We start from the raw sequence: 25,426 nt of genomic DNA, 5'->3' as shown, positions 1-25,426 counted from the left end.
CTCTGTCCTGCAACTGGTTAATCTGCCAGCTGCAACGGAATAATGCTCGACACCGTGGCCGACGGCGTCGAGCACGGATCGTCGTCGAAAGCGATATCGCCATTGGGGTCGGCGATGCCGCTGGCTTTCAGGTCGGCAAAGCCGAACAGGGCGCGGTCCATCAAATGCGACGGCGCGACGGTCGACAGCGAGGAAAAAATATTCTCGACCCGGCCTGGGAATTTCTTTTCCCACTCGCGCAACATGCCCTTGATTTGCTTGCGTTGCAGGTTTTCCTGGCTGCCGCACAGATCGCAGGGAATGATGGGGAATTGCTTGACCTCTGCATAGCGCGTCAGGTCGGCTTCTTTCACGTAGGCCAGCGGCCGGATCACGATTTGTTTGCCGTCGTCCGATTGCAGCTTGGGCGGCATGCTCTTCAATTTGCCGCCGAAGAACATATTGAGGAAGAAGGTTTCCATGATGTCGTCGCGATGATGGCCGAGCGCGACCTTGGTGGCGCCGAGTTCGGTCGCGACCCGGTACAAAATCCCGCGCCGCAGCCGCGAACACAGCGAGCAGGTGGTTTTGCCTTCCGGGATCACGCGCTTGACGATGCTGTAGGTGTCCTGGTTTTCGATGTGGAACGGGACTCCGAGCTTGCTCAGGTAGGCCGGCAGGATATCGGCCGGGAAATTCGGCTGCTTCTGGTCCAGGTTGACCGCGACAATGTCGAAATTGATCGGCGCCCGCTCGCGCAAGGTGATCAGGATATCCAGCAAGGCATAGCTGTCCTTGCCGCCCGACAGGCACACCATCACCTTGTCGCCGTCTTCTATCATGTTGAAATCGCCGATCGCCTGCCCGACCTGACGGCACAAGCGCTTGTGCAGCTTGTTGTTCTCGTGGGCGGTTTTTTCGATGTCTTTGTGGCTTTGCGCCGGTGTGTCTTGCATTGTTACGTCATTCATCATTAGCTCCAACTTCATGCTTTCGGCTTGATCCGGAATACTTCGACGCCGACCGAATGGCAATCGGGATAAGCGTCGGGTTTCTCGGTCGAGACTCGCACCGCCCGTACTTTCGGGTGCTGCAGCAGCGCCTCGGCGATGTCGTCGCACAGGGTTTCCTGCAGGTGAATATGGCCTTCCGCCATGCGTTTGGCAACCGTGTTGCGCATGAAGTCGTAATCGACCACTTCATCCATATGGTCCTTGTGCGGGGTCGACACCGCCAGCGGGATAAACAGGTCGACGTTGATCAGCGCGCGTTGCTCGCCTTTTTTTTCAAATTCGAAGACGCCGAGGTTGATCTGCACTTCGTAGTCGCGCAGGAACAGGCGACGGCAATCGCTAAGGTCGGGATGGATAAGTGCGGAGAGCATGGTTTCAGTCAGCAGTCAGAGAGGAGGAGCGGATTGCCGCTGGCGGCAATAAATGTTGGCCGCCGTCGACCAGCAGCGTGCTGCCGGTAACAGCGGTGGAGGAGGCGATAAAGCAGACGGTGGCGGCGATATCGTCCAGGGTTGACGGTGTTTGCGGCTGCATCGCGCCAAGGTCCAGCGCCGGCGCGATCCCGACCACCCGCACCTGCGGCGCGAGCGCCTGCGCCAGCAGGGTGGTGGCGCTGTGCAGCGCCGCTTTGGACAATGTGTAGGATAAAAAATCCGGCTGCGGATTGAACAGTTTTTGATCCAGCAGATTGATCACTACCGCTTGCGCGCCGCCGGTCTTGAGCGTGGCCGCGTGCAGCGCTTGCGCTAGCAGGATGGGCGCAGCAAGATTGGCGCGCATGTGGCGCTCCAGCCCTGCCGCCGAAAATCCGGGCGCGCTGTCGTGCTCGACGTGGCTGGCGTTGTTGACCACGCATGAGACGCTGCCGAGCGCCGCAATCACGCTCGGCAGCAAGGCGTTGACCTGGGTTTCGTCGCTCAGCGGACATTGGATCGTGATCGCCTGCCGTCCCAGCGCCGTGCATTCCTGCACCAGCGCCAGCAGCGCTGCCGGCGCGGCGTCATCCTGGTAATGCAGCGCCAGGTCCCAGCCCTGTTGCGCGAGGGCGAGCGCGATGGCCCGGCCTACCGGGCTGGCGGCGTCGGTGACAAGGGCAACGGCAGGTGATTGGGGACGCTTGGTCTGCATTTTGTTTCTTAGAAACGGTGTCTGGTTCTGTCGATCGCTGGCGCGCCGGCTAAATTGTGCTTTTTGATTGCCATCAAATGCCGACCTAGCAGCCTGTCGGGCATAGGAGTAATCGGCTGCAAAAACGCCTGAGCGGTCCATATTTCACCGATATTTTTTCCAATAGTCCCGCTATTGGAAAAAATATCGGCAAAATCTGTCCTCGCTCAGCCATTTTTTCGCTTCGATTCCCTAAGTCCGACAGGCTGCTAGCGCGCGATATCTCCTACAATACCGCCCATGCAACTGCAACTACCTGAAGCTTCCATCGAAGCGCAGCGCGCATCGCGCCTGCTACACAAGCTGATCGCCAGCGAGATTCGCCAGCACGACGGCTGGATTTCATTCGCTCGTTACATGGAGCTGCTGCTGTACGCGCCGGGTCTCGGCTATTACAGCGGCGGCGCCGCAAAATTGGGCAAAGACGGGGATTTTACAACCGCGCCCGAGATTACGCCGCTTTTTGGCGCGACATTGGCGCATTTGGCCACAGAATTGATCGCATCGTCGGCCAATCTGCAGGCGCAAATCCTTGAATTCGGCGCCGGCAGCGGCCAACTGGCGTTCGACATCCTGACCGAGCTGGCGGCCGACCCGGATGGGCCCGCGCTGCAAGCCTATTACATCGTCGAATTGTCGGCCGAATTGCGCGCGCGGCAACAACAGAAATTGCGCGGCTTCCCGCAGGTGCAATGGCTGGACCGCCTGCCCGAAGCTTTTTCCGGTGTGGTGCTGGGCAATGAGGTGCTGGACGCGATGCCGGTCGAGCTGGTGGTGCGCGCCGCACAAGGCTGGCAGCAGCGCGGGGTCGGGCTGGCTGAAACAGGCGGCGAAGCGGACGAAGCAGCATTTGTCTATCGCGACCGTGCGGCCGATCCGGCGCTGGTGGCGCAAATCCCGGACGCCGATACGCTGACGGTCGGCCACTTGACTGAAGTGCATCCGGTCGCGATCGGCTTCATGCATACGCTGGCGGCGATGCTGAAAGCGGGGAAGGGCGGCGTCGCGTTGTTGTTCGATTACGGTTTTCCGGCGGCGGAATATTACCTGCAGCAACGCGATCAAGGCACTTTGATGTGCCACTACCGCCATCACGCCCATCCCGATCCGTTTTATTTGCCGGGTTTGCAGGACGTCACCGCGCACGTCGATTTCACTGCGATGGCGCGTGCCGCCCTCGACGGCGGGCTGGATTTGCTGGGTTACAGCAGTCAGGCCGCGTTTTTGCTGGAGGCCGGGATCGGCCGGTTGCTGCTGCGCACCTCGCCCGACGATCCGCTGCAATATTTGCCGCAAGCCAATGCCTTGCAAAAGCTGGTGTCGCCGGCCGAGATGGGGGAGCTGTTCAAGGTGCTGGCGGTCGGCACCCAGGTCGAACTGCCCGAGCGCTTTAGCCGGCATGACCGGAGCCATCGGCTGTGAAAATTCTGGCAATGGTTATCGCCACTGAAAGTGCCGCATGATCCGCTGGCTGCTGGTGATTTTTATCGCCGTCGTCGTGTTTTCCAGCGCCTTGCCGTGGCTGGAAAAATTCGGCATCGGCCGCTTGCCGGGGGACCTGCGCTTTACGCTGTTCGGCAAAAAGTTTTCATTCCCGTTTGCGTCGACCATCCTGCTGTCGACCGTTATCTTCCTGCTGGCGCGCTTTTTGTAGTTAGTAGGGCGGAAAAGCGCAGCCCTTGCAGGGCGCGTATCCGCTGGCAGGCGGATACCGTTCAGCAGGCGGATGGCATGCCATCCGAAACCCCTGCTTCACCCTTCCGCCATGTTGGATACATCGAATGCATGTGGCACATCCATCGGCGGATAACGCTTCGCTCATCCACCCACAAATTGCTCCGGGATTTTAGGCGGTCAGCAGCCCGTCCAGCAATTGCGGCGGACGGCCGATGACGGCGCTCTGGCGGTACACCACGATCGGGCGCTGTAACAGCTTCGGATGCTCGGCCAGCGCTTGCAGCAGGGCCGCATCGTCGGCCTGGGCCAGATTCAGCGCCGCGTATTCTTCCTCGTTGTCACGCACCATCGCACTGACCGATCCGCCCAATTGGCGGTGCAGCTCAGTCAGTTGCGCCAGCGACAGCGGGGTTTTTTGGTAGTCGACGACTTCCAGCGCGACGTTATGCTGGTCGCTGAACTGTTGCGCCAGAGCCAGCGCTTCGCGTGATTTTGAGCAGCGTGGATTGTGATAAATCGTGATCATGTTTTTTCCTTGTGGTTTTCTTTACTGCGTTGGCCCAGCGGGATGATTTCATCGTCCCAGTCGCCGGTCGGCGAGTCTTCGCACAGGGTGCGGTCATGGGCAAACATTTCTTCCAGTTCTTCGCGCGCCTTCTTGGCGATCGAGACCATTTTCTGCTGGTCCTTGTGATGCGGATATAACTCGTGCAAGGTTTGCAGGTTATGGGTGCGGAATTTCATCGCCGCCTGGCGCGCGTGATAAGCGTCGAAGCCCAAATGCCGCAGCGCTTGCCGGCCCAGCTGGAGCGCCGATTCGAAGGTCTCGCGCTCGATCACGGTGACGCCCAGATTCATCAGCTCGAAGTAATGCGTGACGTTGCGCGCCCGCGCGATGATCTGCAGCTGGGGAAATGCGTGGCGCACCGCCGCCACCAGTTTCACGCTGCCTTCGACATCGTCTATCGCCACCACCAGCAGCCGTGCTTTGGCGATGCCTGCCGTCCGCAACAAGTCGATCCGGGTGGCATCGCCATAAAACACCTTGAAGCCGAATTTGCGCAGCAGGTCGATCTGGTCCGGGTCATGGTCGAGCACGGTCAGGCCGAATTGGTTGGCGTGCAGCAGGCGACCGATAATCTGGCCGAAGCGGCCGAAACCGGCAATGATTACCGGGTTTTCGTTGTCGTCGATTTCATCGGGCGGGCGTTGCGTGCTGCGCCGGAACCAGGGTTCAAGCAATTTGTCGTACAGCACCAGCAGCAACGGCGTGGTGACCATCGACAAGGCCACCACTACCACCAGGATGGACGATGTTTCCTGTGTAAAGACATGTGCGGTGGCGGCCGCGCCGAACACCACAAAAGCGAACTCGCCGCCTTGCGACAGCAGCACGGCAAACAGGAATTGTTGTGCGCGGGCGATCTTGAACAACTTGCTGAGCAGGTAAAGCACGCTCAGCTTGATCGCCAGGAAAGCCGCTACCAAGCCGAGAATCAACCACGGTTGCGCCAGGAACAGGCCAAAATCGACCGACATCCCGACCGCGATAAAGAACAGTCCCAGCAGCAAGCCTTTGAACGGCTCGATATCGGTTTCCAGCGCATGCCGGTATTCCGAATCGGCCAGCAGCACGCCGGCCAGGAAGCTGCCCAGCGCCATCGACATGCCGACCGTTTGCATCAGCAAGCCGATCGCGATCACCAGCAACAGCGCAAATGCAGTGAATATTTCACGCAGTTCAGTCTGTGCAATCAGCCGCAACAGCGGCCGGACCAGATAGCGGCCGCCGACAATCAGCGCGGCAATCACCGCCGCCACTTTTGCCGCGCCGCTCCATCCTTCGCCGCTGCCATGGGCTGCGGCAACGCCGAGCACCGGCACAATCGCAATCATTGGAATCGCCGCGATATCCTGGAACAGCAGAATCGCGAAGCTGGCGGAGCCGGCCGGGGTCGCCGTCAATTTGCGTTCGCCCAGGGTTGCCAGCGCGATGGCGGTGGACGACAGCGACATCCCGAGCGCTGCAATCAACGCTGTTTTCCAATCGATCCCGACCGCCACCGCGGCGCCGAACAGCGCCAACGTGACGGCGCCAACCTGGGCGCTGCCCCAGCCGAAAATCGGTCTGCGCAAGGACCACAAGCGTTTTGGGTCGAGTTCCAGTCCGATCAGGAACAGCAGCAATACCACGCCGAATTCGGAAAAATGCAGGATGTCTTCGACGTTGTCGATCAGGCGCAAGCCCCAAGGGCCGATCGCCATCCCGGCCAGCAGATAGCCCAGTACGGCCCCCAGCCCCAGCCGTTTGGCAATCGGCACGGCAGCGACCGCGGCCGCCAGGTAGATCAAGGCGTTGAAAAGCAGGTTATGTTCCATATGCGGATGGTGGATAGCTCAGGTCGGTGGGGCATGCATTATGACAACTAGGCGGTGCATAAGATGAACTGAAATGGAAAACGGCGCTCAATGACACTCAGCAAGCCTATACTTTAACAAGCTGATTTTTATCGATGTGCCGCAGTTTACCCAACATTCATTTCATTCCCAAAGAACATGTCCGAAATTCATAACCCCGAAGCCGGCGATGCTCAGAAGCATGCCGAACCTGCGACCGAGCCTGCCTCTGCCGAGCCAAAGCCGGCACCGGCCAAGCCGACGGAGCCAAGCGACAGCGATGCGCCGTGGCCGCAAACCTGGAAGCTGATTGCCGCCCGTTTCCGCGCCTTGTCGGACAAGGCCGGACGGCGCATGATGCAGCGCACCCTGAAGATCGGCATCTCGGCCCGGATTTTTCATCCGGAAGAGGGCGCCAAAGGGCTGCGCGGACGTACCTTGCAATACCTGGAAGAGTCGATCGCTCAATGGGTGATGTCGCGCAACGTGCTGGTGTTCATGATCCCGACGGTCAATACCAATGGACTGGTGCATCCAAGCAGCATTCGCTTGCGCGACTATGCCAAGCACCTGGACGGCCTGGTGCTGCAGGGCGGCGCCGATGTTTCGCCGCAGAGTTATGCGCAAGCGGCGACCCGGCCGGAATGGGGCGGCGACCGCGTGCGCGATATGTACGAACTGGAGTTGCTGCACGAATTCATCGAAGCCGGCAAGCCGGTGCTAGGCATTTGCCGCGGTTGCCAGTTGATCAACGTGGCTTTCGGCGGCACCCTGTATCAGGATATTGCGACCGACGTGCCGACCTCGATCAAGCACGTCAATGACGAATACGATCGCCTGCATCACGCGATTCATTTCCCGCAAGGTTCATCGCTGGCAACTTTGTTCAGCGCCCAAAGCGACGAGCACCGTGAGCTGGTGGTCAATTCGATTCATCACCAGGCGGTCAAGGATTTGGGGCGCGATCTGACGATCGAAGCGGTGTCCGGAACCGACAATATCATTGAAGCAATACGTTACCGCAAAGCACCATTTGTCATGGGCGTGCAATGGCATCCGGAGTTCCATCGGGCCGGCGGGCCGCAGTTGTTGGATTGCACTCCGATCCTGGATGGATTTTTAAGAGCTGCGCGCGAAACGCGTTTCTGATATTATTTCAGCCCCTTGACCGGCGATGAAATCCCCGTGCCGGCAAGTCCCTGGTGTCGAAGCGCTTGATGCGTGGAAATTTCTGTTGATTTGGGCGATGAGGCCGGATCGAATAGCTTGTTTAGCGATTTATTTGCATAAATTTAGAAATTTCTTAGAAAAATCATCGCTAGCAGTTGACACTTGGGAAGAGCGTTACTATAATCCGGGGTTCCCTGCGGAGAGGTGGCCGAGTGGTTAATGGCAGCAGACTGTAAATCTGCCCTCTTACGAGTACGCTGGTTCGAATCCAGCCCTCTCCACCATTTTGGGAAGAAGTGAAAAGTAGTAAAGCAGTTCAAAATTGTTGCGGTTGAAGTGAACTAGCGGGTGTAGCTCAATGGTAGAGCTGAAGCCTTCCAAGCTTATGACGAGGGTTCGATTCCCTTCACCCGCTCCAGTAGATTTTATAAAGTTGGGCGTGTTGTTGCTTAGAAGTAAAAAACACACGAACAGCATAGCCCTTGTAGCTCAGTGGTAGAGCACTCCCTTGGTAAGGGAGAGGCCACGTGTTCAATCCACGTCAAGGGCACCAGAATTAAGCATGTTTCGGTGTCTGCAGTTTCTGCAAATGGGTGCCGACGAAATAGTAGGTCAATATTCAATCTGTAAGACGGTCGGGCGCGTGCCTGAACATTCTCATCAAATCGTTAGGAGTCCAAGATGGCAAAAGGCAAATTCGAGCGGACCAAGCCGCACGTGAATGTGGGCACGATTGGCCACGTTGACCATGGCAAGACCACGCTGACCGCGGCAATCGCGACAGTATTGTCGAAGAAGTTTGGCGGCGAAGCCAAAGCCTACGATCAAATTGACGCAGCGCCAGAAGAAAAAGCGCGCGGCATCACGATCAACACCGCGCACGTTGAGTACGAAACTGCCAATCGCCACTACGCCCACGTTGACTGCCCAGGCCATGCTGACTATGTGAAAAACATGATCACCGGCGCGGCGCAAATGGACGGCGCGATCCTGGTCTGTTCCGCAGCTGACGGCCCAATGCCGCAAACCCGCGAACACATCCTGTTGTCGCGTCAAGTTGGCGTGCCATACATCATCGTGTTCCTGAACAAAGCCGACATGGTCGACGACGAAGAGTTGCTCGAGCTGGTCGAGATGGAAGTGCGCGAACTGCTGACCAAGTACGAATTCCCAGGCGACGATCTGCCTATCATCAAGGGTTCGGCCAAGCTGGCACTGGAAGGCGACACTGGCCCACTGGGCGAGCAAGCGATCATGGCACTGGCGGAAGCACTGGATACCTACATCCCGACACCGGAACGTGCTGTTGACGGCGCATTCCTGCTGCCAGTGGAAGACGTGTTCTCGATCTCCGGCCGCGGTACTGTGGTGACCGGTCGTGTTGAGCGCGGCATCGTCAAGGTTGGCGAAGCACTGGAAATCGTTGGTATCCGCGATACTCAACAGACAACTTGCACCGGCGTTGAAATGTTCCGTAAGCTGCTGGATCAAGGTCAAGCCGGCGACAACGTTGGCGTGCTGTTGCGCGGTACCAAGCGTGAAGACGTGGAGCGCGGCCAAGTGTTGGCCAAGCCAGGTTCGATCAAGCCGCACAAGCATTTCACCGGCGAGATCTATGTTCTGTCGAAAGACGAAGGCGGTCGTCACACACCATTCTTCAACAACTACCGTCCACAGTTCTACTTCCGTACCACGGACGTGACTGGTTCGATCGAGTTGCCGAAGGATAAAGAAATGGTGATGCCAGGCGATAACGTGTCGATCACCGTGATGTTGATCAACCCGATCGCGATGGAAGAAGGTCTGCGTTTCGCGATTCGCGAAGGTGGCCGTACCGTTGGTGCTGGTGTTGTTGCCAAGATCATCGAGTAATCGAGAAAAGCTGTAACGCGCCGCGACCCGGGAATTTCTCGCCTCGCGGCGTTGATGTCTGATCTGGTTGTACTAGGCAACTAGATCAGAAAAGTGTTTTAAGCGTAGGGGTGTAGCTCAATTGGCAGAGCGCCGGTCTCCAAAACCGGAGGTTGGGGGTTCGATGCCCTCCGCCCCTGCCACCGATTCAGGTGTAGGGTACTGAAAGTAAACCGCGTATGTCTAACCACCCTGTGCAAACTGTCGGCGAGTCCGGCAGCAAGCTCAAAGTAATAATGGCAGTTTTGGCTGTCGTCGCCGGCGTTGTCGGCTTTTATTTTTTGTCGGGCCAGTCTGGTCTGGCACGCGCTGGCGTGCTGGTTGCCGGTTTGGTGGTGGCAATCGCCTGTGCATGGACCTCGACTCAAGGTCGTGAATTCCTCGGTTTCGCCAAGGAAGCCGTGCGCGAAACAAAAAAAGTTGTTTGGCCAACGCGCAAGGAAGCGATGCAGATTACTGCCATCGTTTTTGCATTTGTGCTGGTAATGGCGATTTTCCTGTGGGGCATCGATAAGCTCCTCGAGGTCTTGTTGTACGACGTGATTTTGGGCTGGAAACAATAATGAGCGAAAGCACACAAAACGATGCGCAAGCAACACCGGCCGTAACGGTTCCGGCGTCTGCTGGCAAAAAGCGCTGGTATGTGGTGCATGCTTATTCCGGTATGGAAAAGAGCGTGCAACGCGCCCTTACCGAACGTATCGATCGTGCCGGAATGCAAGACCTGTTTGGCCAGATCCTGGTGCCGACCGAAGAAGTCGTCGAAGTCAAGAGTGGTCAAAAATCTGTCACCGAGCGTCGTTTCTTCCCTGGCTATGTGCTGGTCGAAATGGAAATGACCGACGATACCTGGCATTTGGTCAAAAACACCAACAAGGTAACCGGCTTTATCGGCGGCAAGTCAAATAAACCAACTCCGATTCCGCAGCATGAAGTCGACAAGATCATGCAGCAAATGCAAGACGGTATCGAGAAGCCACGTCCAAAAGTGTTGTATGAAGTGGGCGAACTGGTGCGGATCAAGGATGGTCCTTTCACCGACTTTAACGGCAATGTGGAAGAAGTGAATTACGAAAAATCGCGCGTTCGCGTGACGGTCACTATCTTCGGTCGTGCAACTCCGGTTGAGCTGGAATTCGGTCAAGTCGAAAAAGTTTAATTTGCCATTTTGATCTAAATGGCAGCAACCGGCGAAGAGAAAAAATCGCTGGAAATGTAAGCAGCAAACGCCGTTCGGAGCGTCATGAATTCAAACCTCATGGAATTCGATGCAGTAAGAGGAGCCCTAATAGGTCGTTGCCTGCTTTAATCCGCAGACTGATCGAAAAGGCGCTAATACTCAATCAACGTAGGAGCCCTCATGGCAAAGAAGATTATTGGTTTTATCAAGCTGCAAGTGCCAGCTGGTAAAGCAAACCCATCCCCTCCAATTGGTCCAGCATTGGGTCAGCGCGGTCTGAACATCATGGAATTCTGTAAGGCATTTAATGCCCAGACCCAAGGTGTTGAACCAGGTCTGCCAATCCCAGTCGTGATCACCGCATTCGCTGACAAGTCCTTCACTTTTGTGATGAAGACGCCGCCAGCAACGATTCTGATCAAGAAGGCTGCCGGTATCACCAAGGGTTCGGCTAAGCCGCATACCGATAAAGTCGGTTCGATCACCCGCAAGCAAGCAGAAGAAATCGCTACCTTGAAGAAGCCCGATTTGACTGGTGCTGATCTGGAAGCTGGCGTACGTACTATCGCCGGTTCTGCTCGTTCGATGGGTATCACGGTGGAGGGTCTGTAATGGCTAAGTTAACTAAACGCGCAAAAGCAATCAAAGCTAAAGTTGATCGCACCAAGGCATATCCATTCGATAACGCTGTTGCGTTGATCAAGGAATGCGCAACTGCAAAGTTCAACGAATCGATCGACGTGTCCGTCCAATTGGGCGTTGATGCAAAGAAATCGGACCAAGTGGTTCGTGGTTCTGTCGTGTTGCCAGCTGGCACCGGCAAGAGCGTTCGCGTAGCGGTATTTGCTTCCGGCGAAAAAGCCGAACAAGCTAAGGCTGCTGGCGCCGACGTGGTTGGTATGGACGACCTGGCTGAACAAATCAAAGCCGGCAACATGCCTTTCGACATCGTGATCGCCTCGCCGGACACCATGCGTATCGTTGGTACGCTGGGTCAGATCCTGGGACCACGTGGCTTGATGCCAAACCCGAAGGTCGGCACTGTTACTCCTGACGTCGCTACTGCCGTCAAGAACGCCAAAGCCGGTCAAGTGCAATACCGTACCGACAAGGCCGGTATCATTCACGCAACCATCGGTCGTAAATCGTTTAGCGATGCAGAATTGAAGTCCAACTTGTTGGCACTGATCGACGCATTGAGCAAAGCCAAGCCAGCAACCAGCAAGGGTGTCTACCTGCGCAAGATTTCGCTGTCGTCAACCATGGGCGCTGGCGTCCGTGTTGATCAGTCGACTTTGGCTGCTTAATACTGCTTAGGCATATTGAATCAAGTCCTGACCGCGATGTGCAAAGCGCATCGCAATCAGGCGAATCTTTGGGCTGGTCCCGCATGGTTAATAGCGATGCTGGGCCAGACAATCAAAGACCGTTGGGCAGTGTGCATGCAGGTGGTGCACAAAGTTAAACGTCAAACGAGAAATCATTTGGCACCCAGCGCAGATGGTGTACCCGAACAAGTTTTGTAGTCTCAACGCTGCGTTTTAACGCGCCAGTACTGAACTCCTAACTTCGGACGCCGTGTTCGAACCGATGTGAGGTAAGTAACCACTTGCGGTTATGTAGTTACCAAGCATCATTTTTGGAGGTTGATCTTGAGTCTCAATCTGAATGACAAAAAGGCCGTCGTCGCCGAAGTTTCTGCCCAAGTGAAAACTGCGCAGACCATCGTCGTGGCCGAATACCGTGGCATCCAGGTTGGTCACTTGACGCAACTGCGCGCCAATGCGCGTACCCAAGGTGTGTACTTGCGTGTATTGAAAAATACACTGGCACGTCGCGCTGTTGAAGGTACCGCTTTTGCCGACCTCGCCCCGCAAATGACCGGCCCGTTGATCTATTCGATCTCCGCGGATGCTGTTGCTGCTGCAAAAGTCATCAATGACTTTGCAAAAACCAACGACAAACTGGTCGTCAAGGCAGGTAACTACGCTGGTAAGTCGCTTGATAAAGCGGCTGTGCAAGCGTTGGCAAGCATTCCAAGTCGCGAAGTTCTGCTGGCCCAAGTTGTGGGCATGATGCAGATGCCGATTGCTGGATTTGCGCGTGCTTTGGCTGCTCTGGCAGCAAAAAAAGAAGCCGAAGCTGCTTAATATTAAGCAAAGCCTCGGCGCTTTTTTTAGCGTTAATACCAATCAGATGTATTTATAGTAAAAAATTAGGAGTTTCACATGGCTTTTGATAAAGACGCATTCCTGGCACAAATCGATTCCCTGAGTGTTATGGAATTGAATGACCTGGTTAAGGCATTCGAAGAGAAGTTTGGCGTTTCCGCAGCTGCTGTTGCAGTTGCTGGTGGTGGTGCTGGCGGCGGCGCAGCTGCTGCAGCTGAAGAGCAAACCGAGTTCACCGTTGTTCTGTCGGAAGTCGGCGCGAACAAGGTTGGCGTGATTAAGGCAGTTCGCGAAATCACCGGTCTGGGCTTGAAAGAAGCTAAAGACCTGGTTGACGGTGCACCGAAGCCAGTTAAAGAAGGCGTTTCCAAAGCCGACGCAGAAGCAGCACAGAAGAAGCTGGTTGAAGCTGGCGCAAAAGCTGACCTCAAGTAATTTCAGCTTTTTAGAGCGCATTCGTGCGCTGGAGTCAAAGTGCAGAATTCCCAAAAATGGGAATTCGGCTTTGGCTCCTTTGTCGTTTTCGATTTTTGTTGTTGAATTTGTTGTCGTATTTGTTGTGTTGAGTATTTTTTGTGTCGGCTGACGTACTTTCAACCCAGTCGAATCCTTATCGCCATCAAGCTTGAAGGGCTGAGACTTGAGGTTTCGCAGTTGTTGGGTTTGGCAGTTTATCCAGCGCATTCACTAAATAAATGATGGTCCGGTTTCTTTAGTGTTGTCTGGTTCGACTGAAAAATCTAGCGAATCCTGAATTCTCTATCCTTCCTGTCACTCACGGAGTGTTCATGCACTACTCATTTACTGAGAAGAAGCGTATTCGTAAATCCTTTGCGAAACGCGCTAACGTTCACCACGTTCCGTTCCTGCTGGCAACCCAGCTCGAGTCGTATCTTGGCTTTTTGCAAGCAGACAAAGTACCGTCTCAACGTAAAAATGAGGGCCTTCAATCGGCTTTCACTTCTATTTTCCCTATCGTTTCGCACAATGGTTTTGCGCGTCTCGAATTCCTGTCGTACGTTCTCGGTGATCCACCGTTTGACGTCAAGGAATGCCAACAGCGCGGATTGACTTTCGCGTCGCCACTGCGCGCCAAGGTGCGTCTGGTGATTCTGGATAAAGAATCGCCGACCAAGCCGGTCGTCAAAGAAATGAAAGAGCAGGAAGTTTACATGGGCGAATTGCCGCTCATGACAACCACCGGCTCGTTCGTGATCAATGGCACCGAGCGCGTGATCGTATCGCAGCTGCACCGTTCGCCAGGCGTGTTCTTTGAACATGACCGTGGCAAGACTCACTCGTCCGGTAAATTGCTGTTCTCGGCAAGAATTATTCCTTACCGCGGTTCCTGGCTCGACTTCGAATTCGATCCGAAAGACATCCTGTTCTTCCGCGTCGACCGTCGCCGCAAGATGCCGGTCACGATTCTGTTGAAAGCGATCGGCATGTCGGTCGAACAGATCCTGGCTAACTTCTTCGTGTTCGACAACTTCGCGTTGCGCAACGAAGGCGCCGAGATGGAATTCGTTTCCGAGCGTCTGCGCGGCGAAGTTGCGCGTTTCGATATCACCGACAAGTCGGGCAAGGTATTGGTCGCGAAAGACAAGCGTATCAACTCCAAGCACGTGCGCGATATCGAAGCTGCCGGCATCAAGCATATCTCGGTACCGGAAGACTACTTGCTGGGCCGCGTACTGGCTCGCAACATTGTCGACGGCGATACCGGCGAAGTGGTTGCCAACGCCAACGATGAGTTGACCGAAGAATTGCTGGCCAAGCTGCGCGAAGCCGACATCTCCGACATCCAGACTCTGTACACCAACGACCTGGATCAAGGTGGCTACATTTCGCAAACTCTGCGCAGTGACGATACCAACGACCAGATGGCTGCCCGCGTTGCGATCTATCGCATGATGCGACCAGGCGAACCGCCAACCGAAGACTCGGTTGAGGCGTTGTTCAACGGTCTGTTCTATAACGAAGATCGTTACGATCTGTCGGCTGTCGGCCGCATGAAGTTCAACCGCCGCATTGGTCGCGATGAGCTGACCGGCGCGATGACCTTGTCGAACGAAGACGTATTGGCTGTTATCAAGATCCTGGTTGAATTGCGTAACGGCCGCGGCGAAGTGGACGATATCGATCACCTGGGCAACCGTCGTGTGCGTTGCGTCGGCGAACTGGCAGAGAACCAATTCCGTGCCGGTCTGGTGCGGGTTGAGCGCGCAGTCAAGGAACGTCTCGGCCAAGCCGAAGCGGACAACCTGATGCCGCATGACCTGATCAACTCCAAGCCGATCTCGGCCGCTATCCGTGAGTTCTTCGGTTCGTCGCAGTTGTCGCAGTTTATGGACCAAACCAATCCGTTGTCGGAAATCACCCACAAGCGCCGCGTATCGGCACTTGGACCGGGCGGTTTGACCCGTGAACGCGCCGGCTTTGAAGTCCGCGACGTGCATCCGACCCACTATGGCCGCGTATGCCCGATCGAAACACCGGAAGGTCCGAACATTGGTCTGATCAACTCGCTGGCGTTGTATGCCCGCCTGAACGAATACGGCTTCCTCGAAACACCGTATCGTAAGGTTGAAGACAGCAAGGTGACCGATCAGATCGACTACCTATCGGCGATTGAAGAGGGCCGCTACATCATCGCTCAGGCGAATGCGACTATCGACAAATCCGGCAAGCTGTCCGATGAACTGGTATCCGCACGTGAAGCCGGCGAAACCATCCTGGTCTCGCCAGAACGCGTTCAGTACATGGACGTGGCGCCAGGCCAAGTGGTTTCGGTTGCAGCCTCGCTGATCCCGTTCCTCGAACACGATGACGCGAACCGCGCATTGATGGGCGCCAACATGCAACGTCAGGCGGTTCCTTGCCTGCGTCCAGAGAAGGCATTGGTCGGTACCGGTATCGAACGTACCGTGGCAGTCGACTCCGGCACTACCGTGCAGGCATTGCGTGGCGGTATCGTCGATTACGTCGATGCCGGCCGTGTTGTGATCCGGGTGAACGATGAAGAAGCGACTGCCGGCGAAGTCGGTGTCGATATCTACAATCTGATCAAGTACACACGTTCCAACCAGAACACCAACATCAACCAGCGGCCTATCGTGCAAGTGGGCGACCGCGTCGCCAAGCACGACGTGATCGCCGACGGCGCATCGACCGACCTGGGCGAACTGGCTCTGGGTCAGAACATGCTGGTCGCGTTTATGCCATGGAACGGCTACAACTTCGAAGATTCGATCCTGATCTCCGAAAAAGTTGTGGCTGACGACCGCTACACCTCGATTCATATCGAAGAACTGTCGGTTGTTGCACGCGACACCAAGCTGGGCGCTGAAGAAATCACCCGCGACATTTCCAATCTGGCCGAAAACCAGTTGGCGCGTCTGGATGAGTCCGGCATCGTCTACATCGGTGCTGAAGTGGAAGCCGGCGACACGCTGGTCGGTAAAGTGACACCGAAGGGTGAAACCCAGCTGACGCCGGAAGAAAAACTGCTGCGCGCGATTTTCGGCGAAAAAGCATCGGACGTAAAAGACACCTCGCTGCGCGTGCCATCCGGCATGGTCGGCACCGTGATTGACGTGCAAGTGTTCACTCGCGAAGGCATCCAGCGCGACAAACGCGCACAGCAAATTATTGACGACGAACTGCAACGCTATCGTCTGGACCTGAACGACCAGTTGCGGATCGTTGAAGGCGATGCCTTCGAACGTCTGGAGCGGATGCTGATCGGCAAGGTTGTCAACGGCGGTCCGAAGAAATTGGCCAAGGGCACCAAGCTGACCAAGGAATACCTGGCAGACCTGGACAAATACCATTGGTTCGACATTCGTCCGGCAGATGACGATGCAGCAGTAGCGCTGGAAGCGATCAAGGAATCGATCGCCGAGAAGCGCCACCAGTTCGATCTGGCATTTGAAGAAAAGCGCAAGAAGCTGACCCAAGGCGACGAACTGCAGCCTGGCGTGCAAAAGATGGTCAAGGTTTACCTGGCTGTCAAGCGCCGTCTGCAACCCGGCGACAAGATGGCGGGTCGTCACGGTAACAAGGGTGTGGTTTCGCGCATCCTGCCGATCGAAGACATGCCGCATATGGCCGACGGTACACCGGCAGACATCGTGCTGAACCCGCTGGGCGTTCCATCGCGGATGAACATCGGTCAGGTGTTGGAAGTGCATTTGGGCTGGGCTGCCAAGGGGCTGGGCCTGCGTATCGGCGAAATGCTGAAGGCGCAAACCAAGATCGCCGAACTGCGTAAATACCTGGGCGTTATTTATAACGAATCGGGCAAGACGGAAGATCTGGACAGCATGTCGGATGACGAAATTTTCCATCTGGCCAACAACCTGAAGCAAGGCGTGCCGTTTGCGACGCCGGTGTTTGACGGTGCGCACGAAGAAGAAATCCGTCGCATGCTCGATCTGGCTTATCCGGACGCTATCGCCAAGCAGTTGGGCATGACGCCATCGAAGAACCAGGTCACGATGTATGACGGTCGTACCGGCGAGGCTTTCGAGCGCAGCGTCACGGTCGGCTACATGCATTACCTGAAACTGCACCATCTGGTCGATGACAAGATGCATGCGCGTTCCACCGGTCCGTACTCGCTGGTGACGCAGCAACCGCTGGGTGGTAAAGCGCAGTTCGGCGGCCAGCGCTTCGGTGAGATGGAAGTTTGGGCATTGGAAGCTTACGGCGCATCGTATGTGCTGCAAGAAATGTTGACAGTGAAGTCGGATGACGTGAACGGCCGTACCAAAGTGTACGAGAACCTGGTCAAGGGCGACCACATCATCGACGCTGGCATGCCGGAATCCTTCAACGTGTTGTTGAAAGAAATCCGCTCGCTGGGGATTGATATGGATTTGGATCGCGAATAAGCGATCCAAATCGACCGTCCATCCTTGCGGGACAGAGTTTAAGAGGCACCGAAGCGTGCCGATTTACTCTGTCCCCAACTGACTAGAAAAGCAGTCCGAGCCAAACTCGGTGTCAGCAGAAGAAAAGATGGGGTGGCGGTTCCGTCAGAAGCCGTATTTGAGCATCAGCAAAAAGCATAAATAGTGTTGGGGGCAGAGTAAGTCGTCGCAAGGTCAATCTTGCTGCCGCTTGAACCCTGTCCCGCAATTGAGTCAATCACCTGGAGTGATACATGAAAGCACTGCTCGATTTATTCAAGCAAGTTCAGCAAAATGAACAGTTCGACTCGATCAAGATTGGTCTGGCGTCGCCCGAAAAAATCCGTTCTTGGTCTTACGGCGAAGTTAAAAAGCCGGAAACCATCAACTACCGTACCTTCAAGCCAGAGCGCGACGGTCTGTTTTGCGCCAAGATTTTTGGCCCGATCAAAGACTACGAATGCCTGTGCGGCAAGTACAAACGCCTGAAGCACCGCGGCGTCATCTGCGAAAAATGCGGCGTTGAAGTCACGCTGGCCAAAGTGCGCCGCGAGCGCATGGGCCACATCGAATTGGCATCGCCAACCGCGCACATCTGGTTCCTGAAATCGCTGCCGTCCCGTCTGGGCATGGTGCTCGACATGACGTTGCGGGACATCGAACGCGTCCTGTATTTTGAAGCCTACGTCATCACCGATCCAGGCATGACGCCGCTGAAGCGCTGCCAGATCATGTCGGAAGACGACTACGCCGCCAAGTACGAAGAGTACGGCGACGACTTCACCGCATTCATGGGCGCCGAAGGCATCCGCGAGTTGCTGCGCGCGATCGATATCGACCGCGATGCGGAAACTCTGCGTCAGGAATTGAAAGATTCGAAATCCGAAGCCAAGATCAAGAAATACGCGAAGCGCCTGAAAGTGCTGGAAGCGTTCCAACGTTCGGGCATCAAGCCGGACTGGATGATCATGGAAGTGTTGCCGGTGCTGCCGCCAGAGTTGCGTCCGCTGGTGCCGCTGGATGGCGGCCGTTTCGCTACCTCCGACCTGAACGATCTGTATCGCCGCGTCATCAACCGTAACAACCGTCTGAAGCGCCTGATGGAATTGCGCGCTCCGGAAATCATCACCCGCAACGAAAAGCGGATGTTGCAGGAAGCGGTTGACTCGTTGCTGGACAACGGCCGTCGCGGCAAGGCAATGACTGGCGCCAACAAGCGTCCGCTGAAATCCCTGGCAGAAATGATCAAGGGTAAGGGTGGTCGTTTCCGTCAGAACTTGCTGGGTAAGCGGGTCGACTATTCCGGCCGTTCGGTGATCGTGGTGGGTCCGCAACTGAAACTGCATCAATGCGGCTTGCCGAAATTGATGGCGCTGGAATTGTTCAAGCCATTCATTTTCCACAAGCTGGAAGTGATGGGCATCGCCAGCACCATCAAGGCAGCCAAGAAGGAAGTCGAGAATCAAACTTCCGTGGTGTGGGACATCCTGGAAGACGTGATCCGCGAACATCCGGTCATGCTGAACCGTGCGCCTACCTTGCACCGCCTGGGTATTCAAGCGTTTGAACCGGTTCTGATCGAAGGCAAGGCAATTCAGTTGCATCCGCTGGTTTGCGCTGCATTCAACGCCGACTTCGACGGTGACCAGATGGCGGTCCACGTTCCTTTGTCGATTGAAGCACAGATGGAAGCGCGCACCTTGATGCTGGCTTCCAACAACATCCTGTTCCCATCGAACGGCGAACCGTCGATCGTACCGTCGCAGGATATCGTGTTGGGTCTGTACTACGCCACCCGTGAGCAAATCAACGGCAAGGGCGAGGGCATGATGTTCCCTGACGTGTCGGAAGCCATCCGCGCTTACGACAACAAGGAAGTCGAGCTGACTACCCGCGTGACAGTGCGCATCACCGAGTATCCGAAAGATCCGGCGACAGGCGAATTCGTCAAGACCATCAAGCGTTACGAAACCACGGTTGGCCGCGCGATCCTGTCGGAGATTCTGCCTAAGGGTCTGCCGTTCACCGTGCTGAACCGCGCGTTGAAGAAAAAAGAAATTTCGAAGCTGATCAACACTTCGTTCCGTAAGTGCGGTCTGCGCGCGACGGTGGTGTTCGCCGATCAACTGATGCAGTCCGGTTTCCGTTTGGCGACCCGTGCCGGCATCTCGATTTGCGTCGACGACATGCTGGTGCCGCCACAAAAGGCGACCATCATCGCTACCGCAGAACATGAAGTTAAACAGATCGAACAGCAATATTCGTCCGGTCTGGTGACTGCCGGCGAACGCTACAACAAAGTGGTGGACATCTGGGGCAAGGCCGGCGACGACGTCGGCAAGGCCATGATGGAACAGCTCAAGGTGGAAGACGTGACCCGTCGCGACGGCACCAAGGGCACACAAGAATCGTTCAACGCGATTTACATGATGGCCGACTCTGGTGCGCGTGGTTCCGCTGCACAGATTCGTCAGCTGGCCGGTATGCGTGGCCTGATGGCGAAACCGGACGGTTCGATTATCGAAACGCCGATTACCGCGAACTTCCGCGAAGGTCTGAACGTTTTGCAGTACTTCATCTCGACTCACGGTGCACGTAAAGGCTTGGCCGATACCGCGCTGAAGACGGCGAACTCGGGTTACCTGACCCGTCGTCTGGTCGACGTGACGCAGGATCTGGTGGTGATCGAGGACGATTGCGGCACTTCGAACGGCGCCTCCATGAAGGCAATGGTCGAAGGCGGTGAAGTGATCGAAGCGCTGCGCGACCGTATCCTCGGCCGTGTTGCCGCGAACGACATCGTCAATCCGGAAACCCAAGGCACGCTGTACGAATCCGGCACCTTGCTGGACGAAGACGCAGTGGAAGAAATCGAACGTCTGGGCATCGACGAAGTCAAGGTCCGCACCCCGCTGACTTGCGACACACGCTACGGTCTGTGCGCGCAATGTTACGGTCGCGACCTGGGCCGCGGCATGCTGGTCAACAACGGTGAAGCAGTCGGCGTGGTGGCTGCGCAGTCGATCGGTGAGCCAGGTACCCAGCTGACCATGCGTACCTTCCACATCGGTGGTGCGGCATCGCGTTCGGCAGTGGCATCCAGCGTCGAAGCGAAGTCGAACGGCACGGTCCGTTTCACGGCAACCATGCGTTACGTGACCAATGGCAAGGGCGAGCTGATCGTGATTTCCCGTTCCGGCGAAGTCCTGATCACCGACGACCACGGCCGTGAGCGCGAGCGTCATAAAGTACCTTACGGCGCGACCCTGATCGTCAAGGACGGCCTGAGCATCAAGGCTGGCACGCCATTGGCAACATGGGATCCGCTGACCCGTCCGATCATTACCGAGTACACCGGTACGGTGCGCTTCGAGAACGTCGAAGAAGGTTCGACCGTGGCTCGCCAGATCGACGAAGTTACCGGTCTGTCGACTTTGGTTGTTATCGATGCGAAGCGTCGTGGTTCGGTCACCAAAACCGTGCGTCCGCAGGTCAAACTGTTGAACGAACAAGGCGAAGAAGTCAAGATCGCCGGTACCGAACATGCTGTAACGATCGGCTTCCAGGTCGGTGCGCTGATTACCGTGAAAGACGGTCAGCAAGTGCACGTCGGTGAAGTGCTGGCACGTATCCCGACCGAATCGCAAAAGACCCGTGACATTACCGGTGGTCTGCCGCGCGTTGCCGAGTTGTTCGAAGCGCGTTCGCCGAAGGATGCAGGTATGCTGGCCGAAGTGACCGGTACAGTTGCGTTCGGTAAGGAAACCAAGGGTAAGCAGCGTCTGGAAATCACAGACATGGACGGCAACAAGCACGAGTTCCTGATTACCAAGGACAAGCAAGTGCTGGTACATGACGGCCAAGTCGTGAACAAGGGTGAAATGATTGTCGACGGCCCAGCCGATCCGCAAGACATTCTGCGCTTGTTGGGTATCGAAGCGCTGGCCCGTTACATCGTCGACGAAGTGCAGGACGTGTACCGTTTGCAAGGCGTGAAGATCAACGACAAGCATATTGAAGTGATCGTCCGCCAGATGTTGCGCCGGGTGCAGATCGTTGATGCAGGAGATGCTTCCTACATCACCGGTGAACAGGTCGAGCGTTCCGAACTGCTGGACGAAAACGACCGCGTGATCGCCGCCGGCAAGATCCCTGCAACTTACGAAAACGTATTGCTGGGTATTACCAAGGCATCGCTGTCGACCGATTCGTTCATCTCGGCTGCATCGTTCCAGGAAACCACACGGGTGTTGACCGAAGCCGCAATCATGGGCAAGAAAGACACGCTGCGCGGCCTGAAGGAAAACGTCATCGTCGGCCGTCTGATTCCAGCCGGTACCGGTCTCGCGTTCCACCGTGCTCGCAAGGAAAAGGACAGCTGGGAAGCGGAAGAGCGCACAGCACTGTTGCAAGCCGAACAAATGGCACGCAACGCCGCTGCCGAAGCGCGCTCGGCAGAAGCAATGGGGACGCCTGACGGAGAAGCGTAATTCTCTAGTCTCGTTTCAATGCAAAACGGCACCGGGTAGTCTACCGGTGCCGTTTTTGTTTGTACTGTCATACGCGTCTACGGCAAGTTTTGCCGCGAGACTTTACAGTCCCCTCGATCGGCCGAACTCCGCATCGTAATTAGTGACGAATTTGTCGCAGCGGTTTGCCGTTGTCGATTACTTCCCGGCAGTCGCCCTTGAGGGTGGAATTGTCGTAATCGCTCCAGCCGTAACTGTCGACATAACGTGTGTGCGGCCGCAGCTTGCCGCTCAAGAAGCTCCACTCCAGGTGCTCGCTCGGATAGCGTATATCGGACAGGTCCAGCAGCGAATGGAACACGTTTTCAGTAGTCATCCTGGCGCGTTTATGGCGAATCAGCTGCTTCACTTTTTCGGGATAGGTCTGCTGGTATAAATCGGAGTACCACATCAGCGCCGGAATATGGAATTCGTATTGCGTGTTGTGTCCATGAAACGCAACCTTGCAGCTGCCGTCATAGAGCGTTTGACCATGGTCGGCAAAATACATCATCGCGCTTAACTGGTTCGACGCCTTCAGCTCGGCAATCACTTGCGATAAGAACCAGTCGACGTAGAGAATCGAGTTGTCGTAGCTATTGTTGAGTGCCGGCTTATTGGCAAGGTTGGTGTAGGCTGGATTGGCAATGCCGAACAGCGATGGCTGCCATTTGTCGAATTCCTGCGGATAGCGATGGCTATAGTTCCAGTGATTGCCAAGGGTGTGCAGCACGATTAACTTCTTCGGCGCCGGGTCCTGCATCGCCTTCTGTAGTGACGACAGCAGCACATTGTCAAAATTGGAGGTGTCGGTAAAGCCGCCGAGATTAAGGAATTCGGTCACATCGGCCTCATTCGCGAAAACCGACACCGGGGTATCGAACTTGCCGTATGACATTTGATTCGAAATCCAGTAAGTCTTGAATCCAGCTTCCTTGTAGCCGGTGACAAAGGATTTCTCGGAAAAACCGGCGTTCAGGCTTTCGAGCGCCGGTTTGCGGGAAATCATGACCGGCACCGACAGCCGGGTCGCCGATACCGGCGTGACCACATCTGAAAAGCTGACCAGATTGGCCTCTTGCTTCAACAGTGGATTGGTCTCGCGCTGATAGCCATTCAGGCTCCAGCGATCATAACGGGAAGACTCGCCGATCACCATGACCACAATCTGCGGAGCGCCTGGTTCGGGCGTCTGGCGTGCGCCAAAACTGAAGTGATTATTTTTCTGCTCAAGGTTAGCCAGGTATTTGCGTTCGTTCCAGAAGTCATAAGCGCGAACCGCGAGCCCGAATGGCCAGGTGTGTCCAAATGCTTCCGCTTCGAACGGGATGCTGGCCCAATTGGGCAGTTCTCCGAAGCGCTGGCTGGCCGCATCCGGGGTGATCGGATGGGAGGTGGTAGACGCGGTTTTAACCGGCGTCTGGATGCCGACTTCCTGTCCATACAGCCAGATGCAAAAGCCGGCGGTCAGCAGCGCGCCGCATGTCCAGCGCGATTTGTGGCTCCAGTCCAGGTCGCGGGTGCGACCAGCAGCGAACCAGCTCAGCCCCCACCAGATCACAACGCAAATAAGGATAAATGCCAGCAGCCAAATCTTGTCGCTCAAGAATTCGATGGCTTCGGTCGGACTTGTCTCGGCAATGATGCCGAGATGATGTGTAGAAATTCCCTGGCCGTAAAACTTGCGCAGATATAACTCGAGCGGCAATGCAATGAATGCGGGAAGCAGCAGCCAATGAAAACGTGCCGGTCGTTTGAATGCCGCCCATATTGCCAACCACGAGATGATTTCTATCGTCGCGACACGGCCCGGGCGTTCGATTGTTTGTCCAAACAGTAAGCCTGCAAACGGTACCAGCGACAGCGCCAGATAGGTGGTCAGCACGAACAGATTATTACGGCGCAGCAAGGAAGGCATCGTCATTTAGAAAGGCAAAGGAGAGGGATTATCCAGCAAAGCAGAGGCGCCAAGTTCGGAGGACGACCTGGGAGTGCAAGCCGGAGATAGGGCATGTTGTAATATGCGCCGAATATTCCCAGTGCTGATTGACTGGATGAAATCATTGGAGTACACTCGCGGGTTCTCGATTGTAGGCTCTTCTGGGCTGAGCGTTCTTTGGTCTGCTTCCGCTTTCTATAGCGCGTTTCCCCTTTATTGCCGAATTGAGCTGTGTGCGAACTGCGCGGTTTCTCGTGCAAGTATCTGTCCAATCCCGGACAACCGATTTCGGGATTGTTGTTATTAACGTCGTAATTTTGTTGGATATATAACGATGCCAACCATCAATCAATTGATTCGCCAACCGCGCGTTTCTGCGGTCGTAAAGAGCAAATCACCGGCGCTGGAAAACAGCCCGCAAAAACGTGGCGTATGCACCCGCGTTTATACGACAACTCCAAAGAAGCCAAACTCGGCTTTGCGTAAAGTTGCCAAAGTTCGCCTGACCAACGGTTTCGAAGTTATTTCGTACATCGGCGGTGAAGGCCATAACCTGCAAGAACATAGCGTCGTGCTGCTGCGCGGCGGTCGTGTAAAAGACTTGCCAGGTGTGCGTTACCACATGGTTCGCGGTGCACTGGATACCCAGGGCGTCAAGGATCGTAAACAAGCGCGTTCGAAGTACGGTGCAAAGCGTGCTAAGGCTGCAAAGAAATAAGTGTTTTCGTCCGCTCTAAGTGCTAACCGCAAGGTGGTTGCTTAGCTAGGTCGATCATGTGTCGGTCCCCAATGGGCCGAGTAAGTGGGTGCTATGATGGCTCCCTCGAGTGTGCAGAAACAAAAGATCTGCGTGCTCAACTGAAGATTGAAAGGAATCGAAATGCCACGTCGTCGTGAAGTTCCCAAGCGGGAGATTCTGCCGGATCCAAAGTTCGGTAATGTTGATGTTGCGAAGTTCGTCAACGTCCTGATGCTGTCCGGTAAGAAGTCGGTCGCAGAAAATATCATTTACGGTGCTTTCGAGCACATCCAGGCTAAATCCGGCAAAGATCCGCTGGAAGTGTTTGCTGCCGCAATCGGCAATTGCAAACCGCTGGTTGAAGTAAAGTCGCGTCGCGTTGGTGGTGCAAACTACCAGGTGCCAGTAGAAGTTCGCCCTGTCCGTCGTATGGCGTTGTCGATGCGCTGGTTGCGTGAAGCAGCTAACAAGCGTAGCGAAAAATCGATGCCGCAACGACTCGGTGGCGAATTGATGGAAGCCGCAGAAGGTCGCGGCGGCGCTATGAAAAAGCGTGACGAAGTGCACCGTATGGCAGAAGCGAACAAGGCGTTCTCGCACTTCCGCTTCTAATGGAATGGATGGCCGGCCCCTATATGGCGCCGCCTGTTCGCATCTGAAAT

The 25,426-nt window shown here is 55.8% G+C and carries 20 protein-coding genes and 4 tRNA genes; 18 read left to right on the top strand and 6 right to left on the bottom strand.

What is annotated here, in order from left to right:
- Nucleotides 1-17 precede the first annotated feature (17 nt).
- From ttcA to ACFPM8_RS03725, 3 genes are read right to left on the bottom strand one after another with little or no spacing between them, the layout of a single operon-like run.
- On the bottom strand, nucleotides 18-950 hold the full coding sequence (gene ttcA, locus ACFPM8_RS03735; protein WP_378995095.1) for a tRNA 2-thiocytidine(32) synthetase TtcA: 933 nt from the start codon (nucleotides 948-950) through the stop codon (nucleotides 18-20).
- A gap of 14 nt (nucleotides 951-964) precedes the next feature.
- The gene (locus ACFPM8_RS03730) at nucleotides 965-1,363 is read right to left on the bottom strand and encodes a dihydroneopterin aldolase (RefSeq protein WP_378995093.1); all 399 of its coding nucleotides are present in this window, start codon (nucleotides 1,361-1,363) and stop codon (nucleotides 965-967) included.
- A 4-nt stretch (nucleotides 1,364-1,367) separates the two neighbouring features.
- Nucleotides 1,368-2,120: an SDR family oxidoreductase gene (locus tag ACFPM8_RS03725; RefSeq protein ID WP_378995091.1), complete on the bottom strand. Its 753-nt coding sequence runs from the start codon at nucleotides 2,118-2,120 to the stop codon at nucleotides 1,368-1,370.
- 279 nt (nucleotides 2,121-2,399) lie between these two features.
- Here ACFPM8_RS03725 and ACFPM8_RS03720 point away from each other — a divergent pair, with 279 nt between their 5' ends.
- A complete protein-coding gene (locus tag ACFPM8_RS03720; RefSeq protein ID WP_378995089.1) occupies nucleotides 2,400-3,581 on the top strand; it encodes a class I SAM-dependent methyltransferase in 1,182 nt (393 codons plus the stop codon).
- Nucleotides 3,582-3,618: 37 nt separating this feature from the next.
- Nucleotides 3,619-3,813: a DUF2905 domain-containing protein gene (locus ACFPM8_RS03715; protein ID WP_378995087.1), complete on the top strand. Its 195-nt coding sequence runs from the start codon at nucleotides 3,619-3,621 to the stop codon at nucleotides 3,811-3,813.
- Nucleotides 3,814-4,005: 192 nt separating this feature from the next.
- On the opposite strand, the gene arsC is transcribed toward ACFPM8_RS03715, so the two are convergent.
- Nucleotides 4,006-4,362, bottom strand: coding sequence for an arsenate reductase (glutaredoxin) (arsC, locus tag ACFPM8_RS03710; protein WP_378995085.1), 357 nt, complete (start codon nucleotides 4,360-4,362; stop codon nucleotides 4,006-4,008).
- Complete coding sequence (gene kefC, locus ACFPM8_RS03705; RefSeq protein ID WP_378995083.1) at nucleotides 4,359-6,215, bottom strand: glutathione-regulated potassium-efflux system protein KefC; 1,857 nt, start codon at nucleotides 6,213-6,215, stop codon at nucleotides 4,359-4,361. The genes arsC and kefC overlap by 4 nt, the downstream gene beginning before the upstream one ends.
- Before the next feature lie 177 nt (nucleotides 6,216-6,392).
- Between kefC and ACFPM8_RS03700 the strand changes: the two genes are divergently transcribed.
- From ACFPM8_RS03700 to rpoC, 14 genes are all read left to right on the top strand, one after another.
- Complete coding sequence (locus ACFPM8_RS03700; protein WP_378995081.1) at nucleotides 6,393-7,382, top strand: gamma-glutamyl-gamma-aminobutyrate hydrolase family protein; 990 nt, start codon at nucleotides 6,393-6,395, stop codon at nucleotides 7,380-7,382.
- 219 nt (nucleotides 7,383-7,601) lie between these two features.
- Nucleotides 7,602-7,687: transfer RNA gene (locus tag ACFPM8_RS03695), tRNA-Tyr, on the top strand.
- 60 nt (nucleotides 7,688-7,747) lie between these two features.
- A tRNA-Gly gene (locus tag ACFPM8_RS03690) sits at nucleotides 7,748-7,821 on the top strand.
- Nucleotides 7,822-7,881: 60 nt separating this feature from the next.
- Nucleotides 7,882-7,956: transfer RNA gene (locus ACFPM8_RS03685), tRNA-Thr, on the top strand.
- Between the two features lie 128 nt (nucleotides 7,957-8,084).
- Nucleotides 8,085-9,275, top strand: coding sequence for an elongation factor Tu (gene tuf, locus ACFPM8_RS03680; protein WP_378995079.1), 1,191 nt, complete (start codon nucleotides 8,085-8,087; stop codon nucleotides 9,273-9,275).
- A 106-nt stretch (nucleotides 9,276-9,381) separates the two neighbouring features.
- Nucleotides 9,382-9,457 (top strand) — tRNA-Trp (locus tag ACFPM8_RS03675).
- Nucleotides 9,458-9,493: 36 nt separating this feature from the next.
- Nucleotides 9,494-9,877, top strand: coding sequence for a preprotein translocase subunit SecE (gene secE / locus ACFPM8_RS03670; protein WP_378995077.1), 384 nt, complete (start codon nucleotides 9,494-9,496; stop codon nucleotides 9,875-9,877).
- On the top strand, nucleotides 9,877-10,473 hold the full coding sequence (nusG, locus tag ACFPM8_RS03665) for a transcription termination/antitermination protein NusG (RefSeq protein WP_378995075.1): 597 nt from the start codon (nucleotides 9,877-9,879) through the stop codon (nucleotides 10,471-10,473). The genes secE and nusG overlap by 1 nt, the downstream gene beginning before the upstream one ends.
- Before the next feature lie 201 nt (nucleotides 10,474-10,674).
- Nucleotides 10,675-11,106 (top strand): 50S ribosomal protein L11, encoded by a 432-nt coding sequence (gene rplK / locus ACFPM8_RS03660; RefSeq protein WP_038484621.1) that lies wholly within the window; start codon nucleotides 10,675-10,677, stop codon nucleotides 11,104-11,106.
- A complete protein-coding gene (gene rplA / locus ACFPM8_RS03655) occupies nucleotides 11,106-11,801 on the top strand; it encodes a 50S ribosomal protein L1 (protein WP_378995073.1) in 696 nt (231 codons plus the stop codon). The genes rplK and rplA overlap by 1 nt, the downstream gene beginning before the upstream one ends.
- Nucleotides 11,802-12,146: 345 nt before the next feature.
- Complete coding sequence (rplJ, locus tag ACFPM8_RS03650; RefSeq protein WP_378995071.1) at nucleotides 12,147-12,644, top strand: 50S ribosomal protein L10; 498 nt, start codon at nucleotides 12,147-12,149, stop codon at nucleotides 12,642-12,644.
- Between the two features lie 78 nt (nucleotides 12,645-12,722).
- On the top strand, nucleotides 12,723-13,100 hold the full coding sequence (gene rplL / locus ACFPM8_RS03645) for a 50S ribosomal protein L7/L12 (RefSeq protein ID WP_378995069.1): 378 nt from the start codon (nucleotides 12,723-12,725) through the stop codon (nucleotides 13,098-13,100).
- Between the two features lie 353 nt (nucleotides 13,101-13,453).
- Nucleotides 13,454-17,560, top strand: coding sequence for a DNA-directed RNA polymerase subunit beta (rpoB, locus tag ACFPM8_RS03640; RefSeq protein ID WP_378995066.1), 4,107 nt, complete (start codon nucleotides 13,454-13,456; stop codon nucleotides 17,558-17,560).
- Nucleotides 17,561-17,832: 272 nt separating this feature from the next.
- Nucleotides 17,833-22,068 carry a DNA-directed RNA polymerase subunit beta' gene (gene rpoC, locus ACFPM8_RS03635; protein ID WP_378995064.1) on the top strand — a complete coding sequence of 1,412 codons (4,236 nt, stop codon included), beginning with the start codon at nucleotides 17,833-17,835 and terminating at the stop codon, nucleotides 22,066-22,068.
- A gap of 139 nt (nucleotides 22,069-22,207) precedes the next feature.
- Here the strand turns inward: rpoC and ACFPM8_RS03630 are convergent, their stop codons facing one another.
- Nucleotides 22,208-24,010, bottom strand: a complete 1,803-nt coding sequence (locus tag ACFPM8_RS03630) for a phosphoethanolamine transferase (protein ID WP_378995062.1) — start codon at nucleotides 24,008-24,010, stop codon at nucleotides 22,208-22,210.
- Between the two features lie 349 nt (nucleotides 24,011-24,359).
- Here ACFPM8_RS03630 and rpsL point away from each other — a divergent pair, with 349 nt between their 5' ends.
- The gene (gene rpsL / locus ACFPM8_RS03625) at nucleotides 24,360-24,743 is read left to right on the top strand and encodes a 30S ribosomal protein S12 (RefSeq protein ID WP_014004389.1); all 384 of its coding nucleotides are present in this window, start codon (nucleotides 24,360-24,362) and stop codon (nucleotides 24,741-24,743) included.
- A gap of 162 nt (nucleotides 24,744-24,905) precedes the next feature.
- The gene (gene rpsG / locus ACFPM8_RS03620; RefSeq protein ID WP_378995059.1) at nucleotides 24,906-25,376 is read left to right on the top strand and encodes a 30S ribosomal protein S7; all 471 of its coding nucleotides are present in this window, start codon (nucleotides 24,906-24,908) and stop codon (nucleotides 25,374-25,376) included.
- The last annotated feature ends 50 nt before the right edge of the window (nucleotides 25,377-25,426 follow it).

This window comes from Paraherbaspirillum soli, assembly GCF_042654985.1.
In the GTDB taxonomy this organism is placed as follows: Bacteria; Pseudomonadota; Gammaproteobacteria; order Burkholderiales; family Burkholderiaceae_D; genus Paraherbaspirillum; species Paraherbaspirillum soli.
Note: the sequence above shows the minus strand (reverse complement) of the source record. Positions and strands in the feature narration are given on the sequence as shown.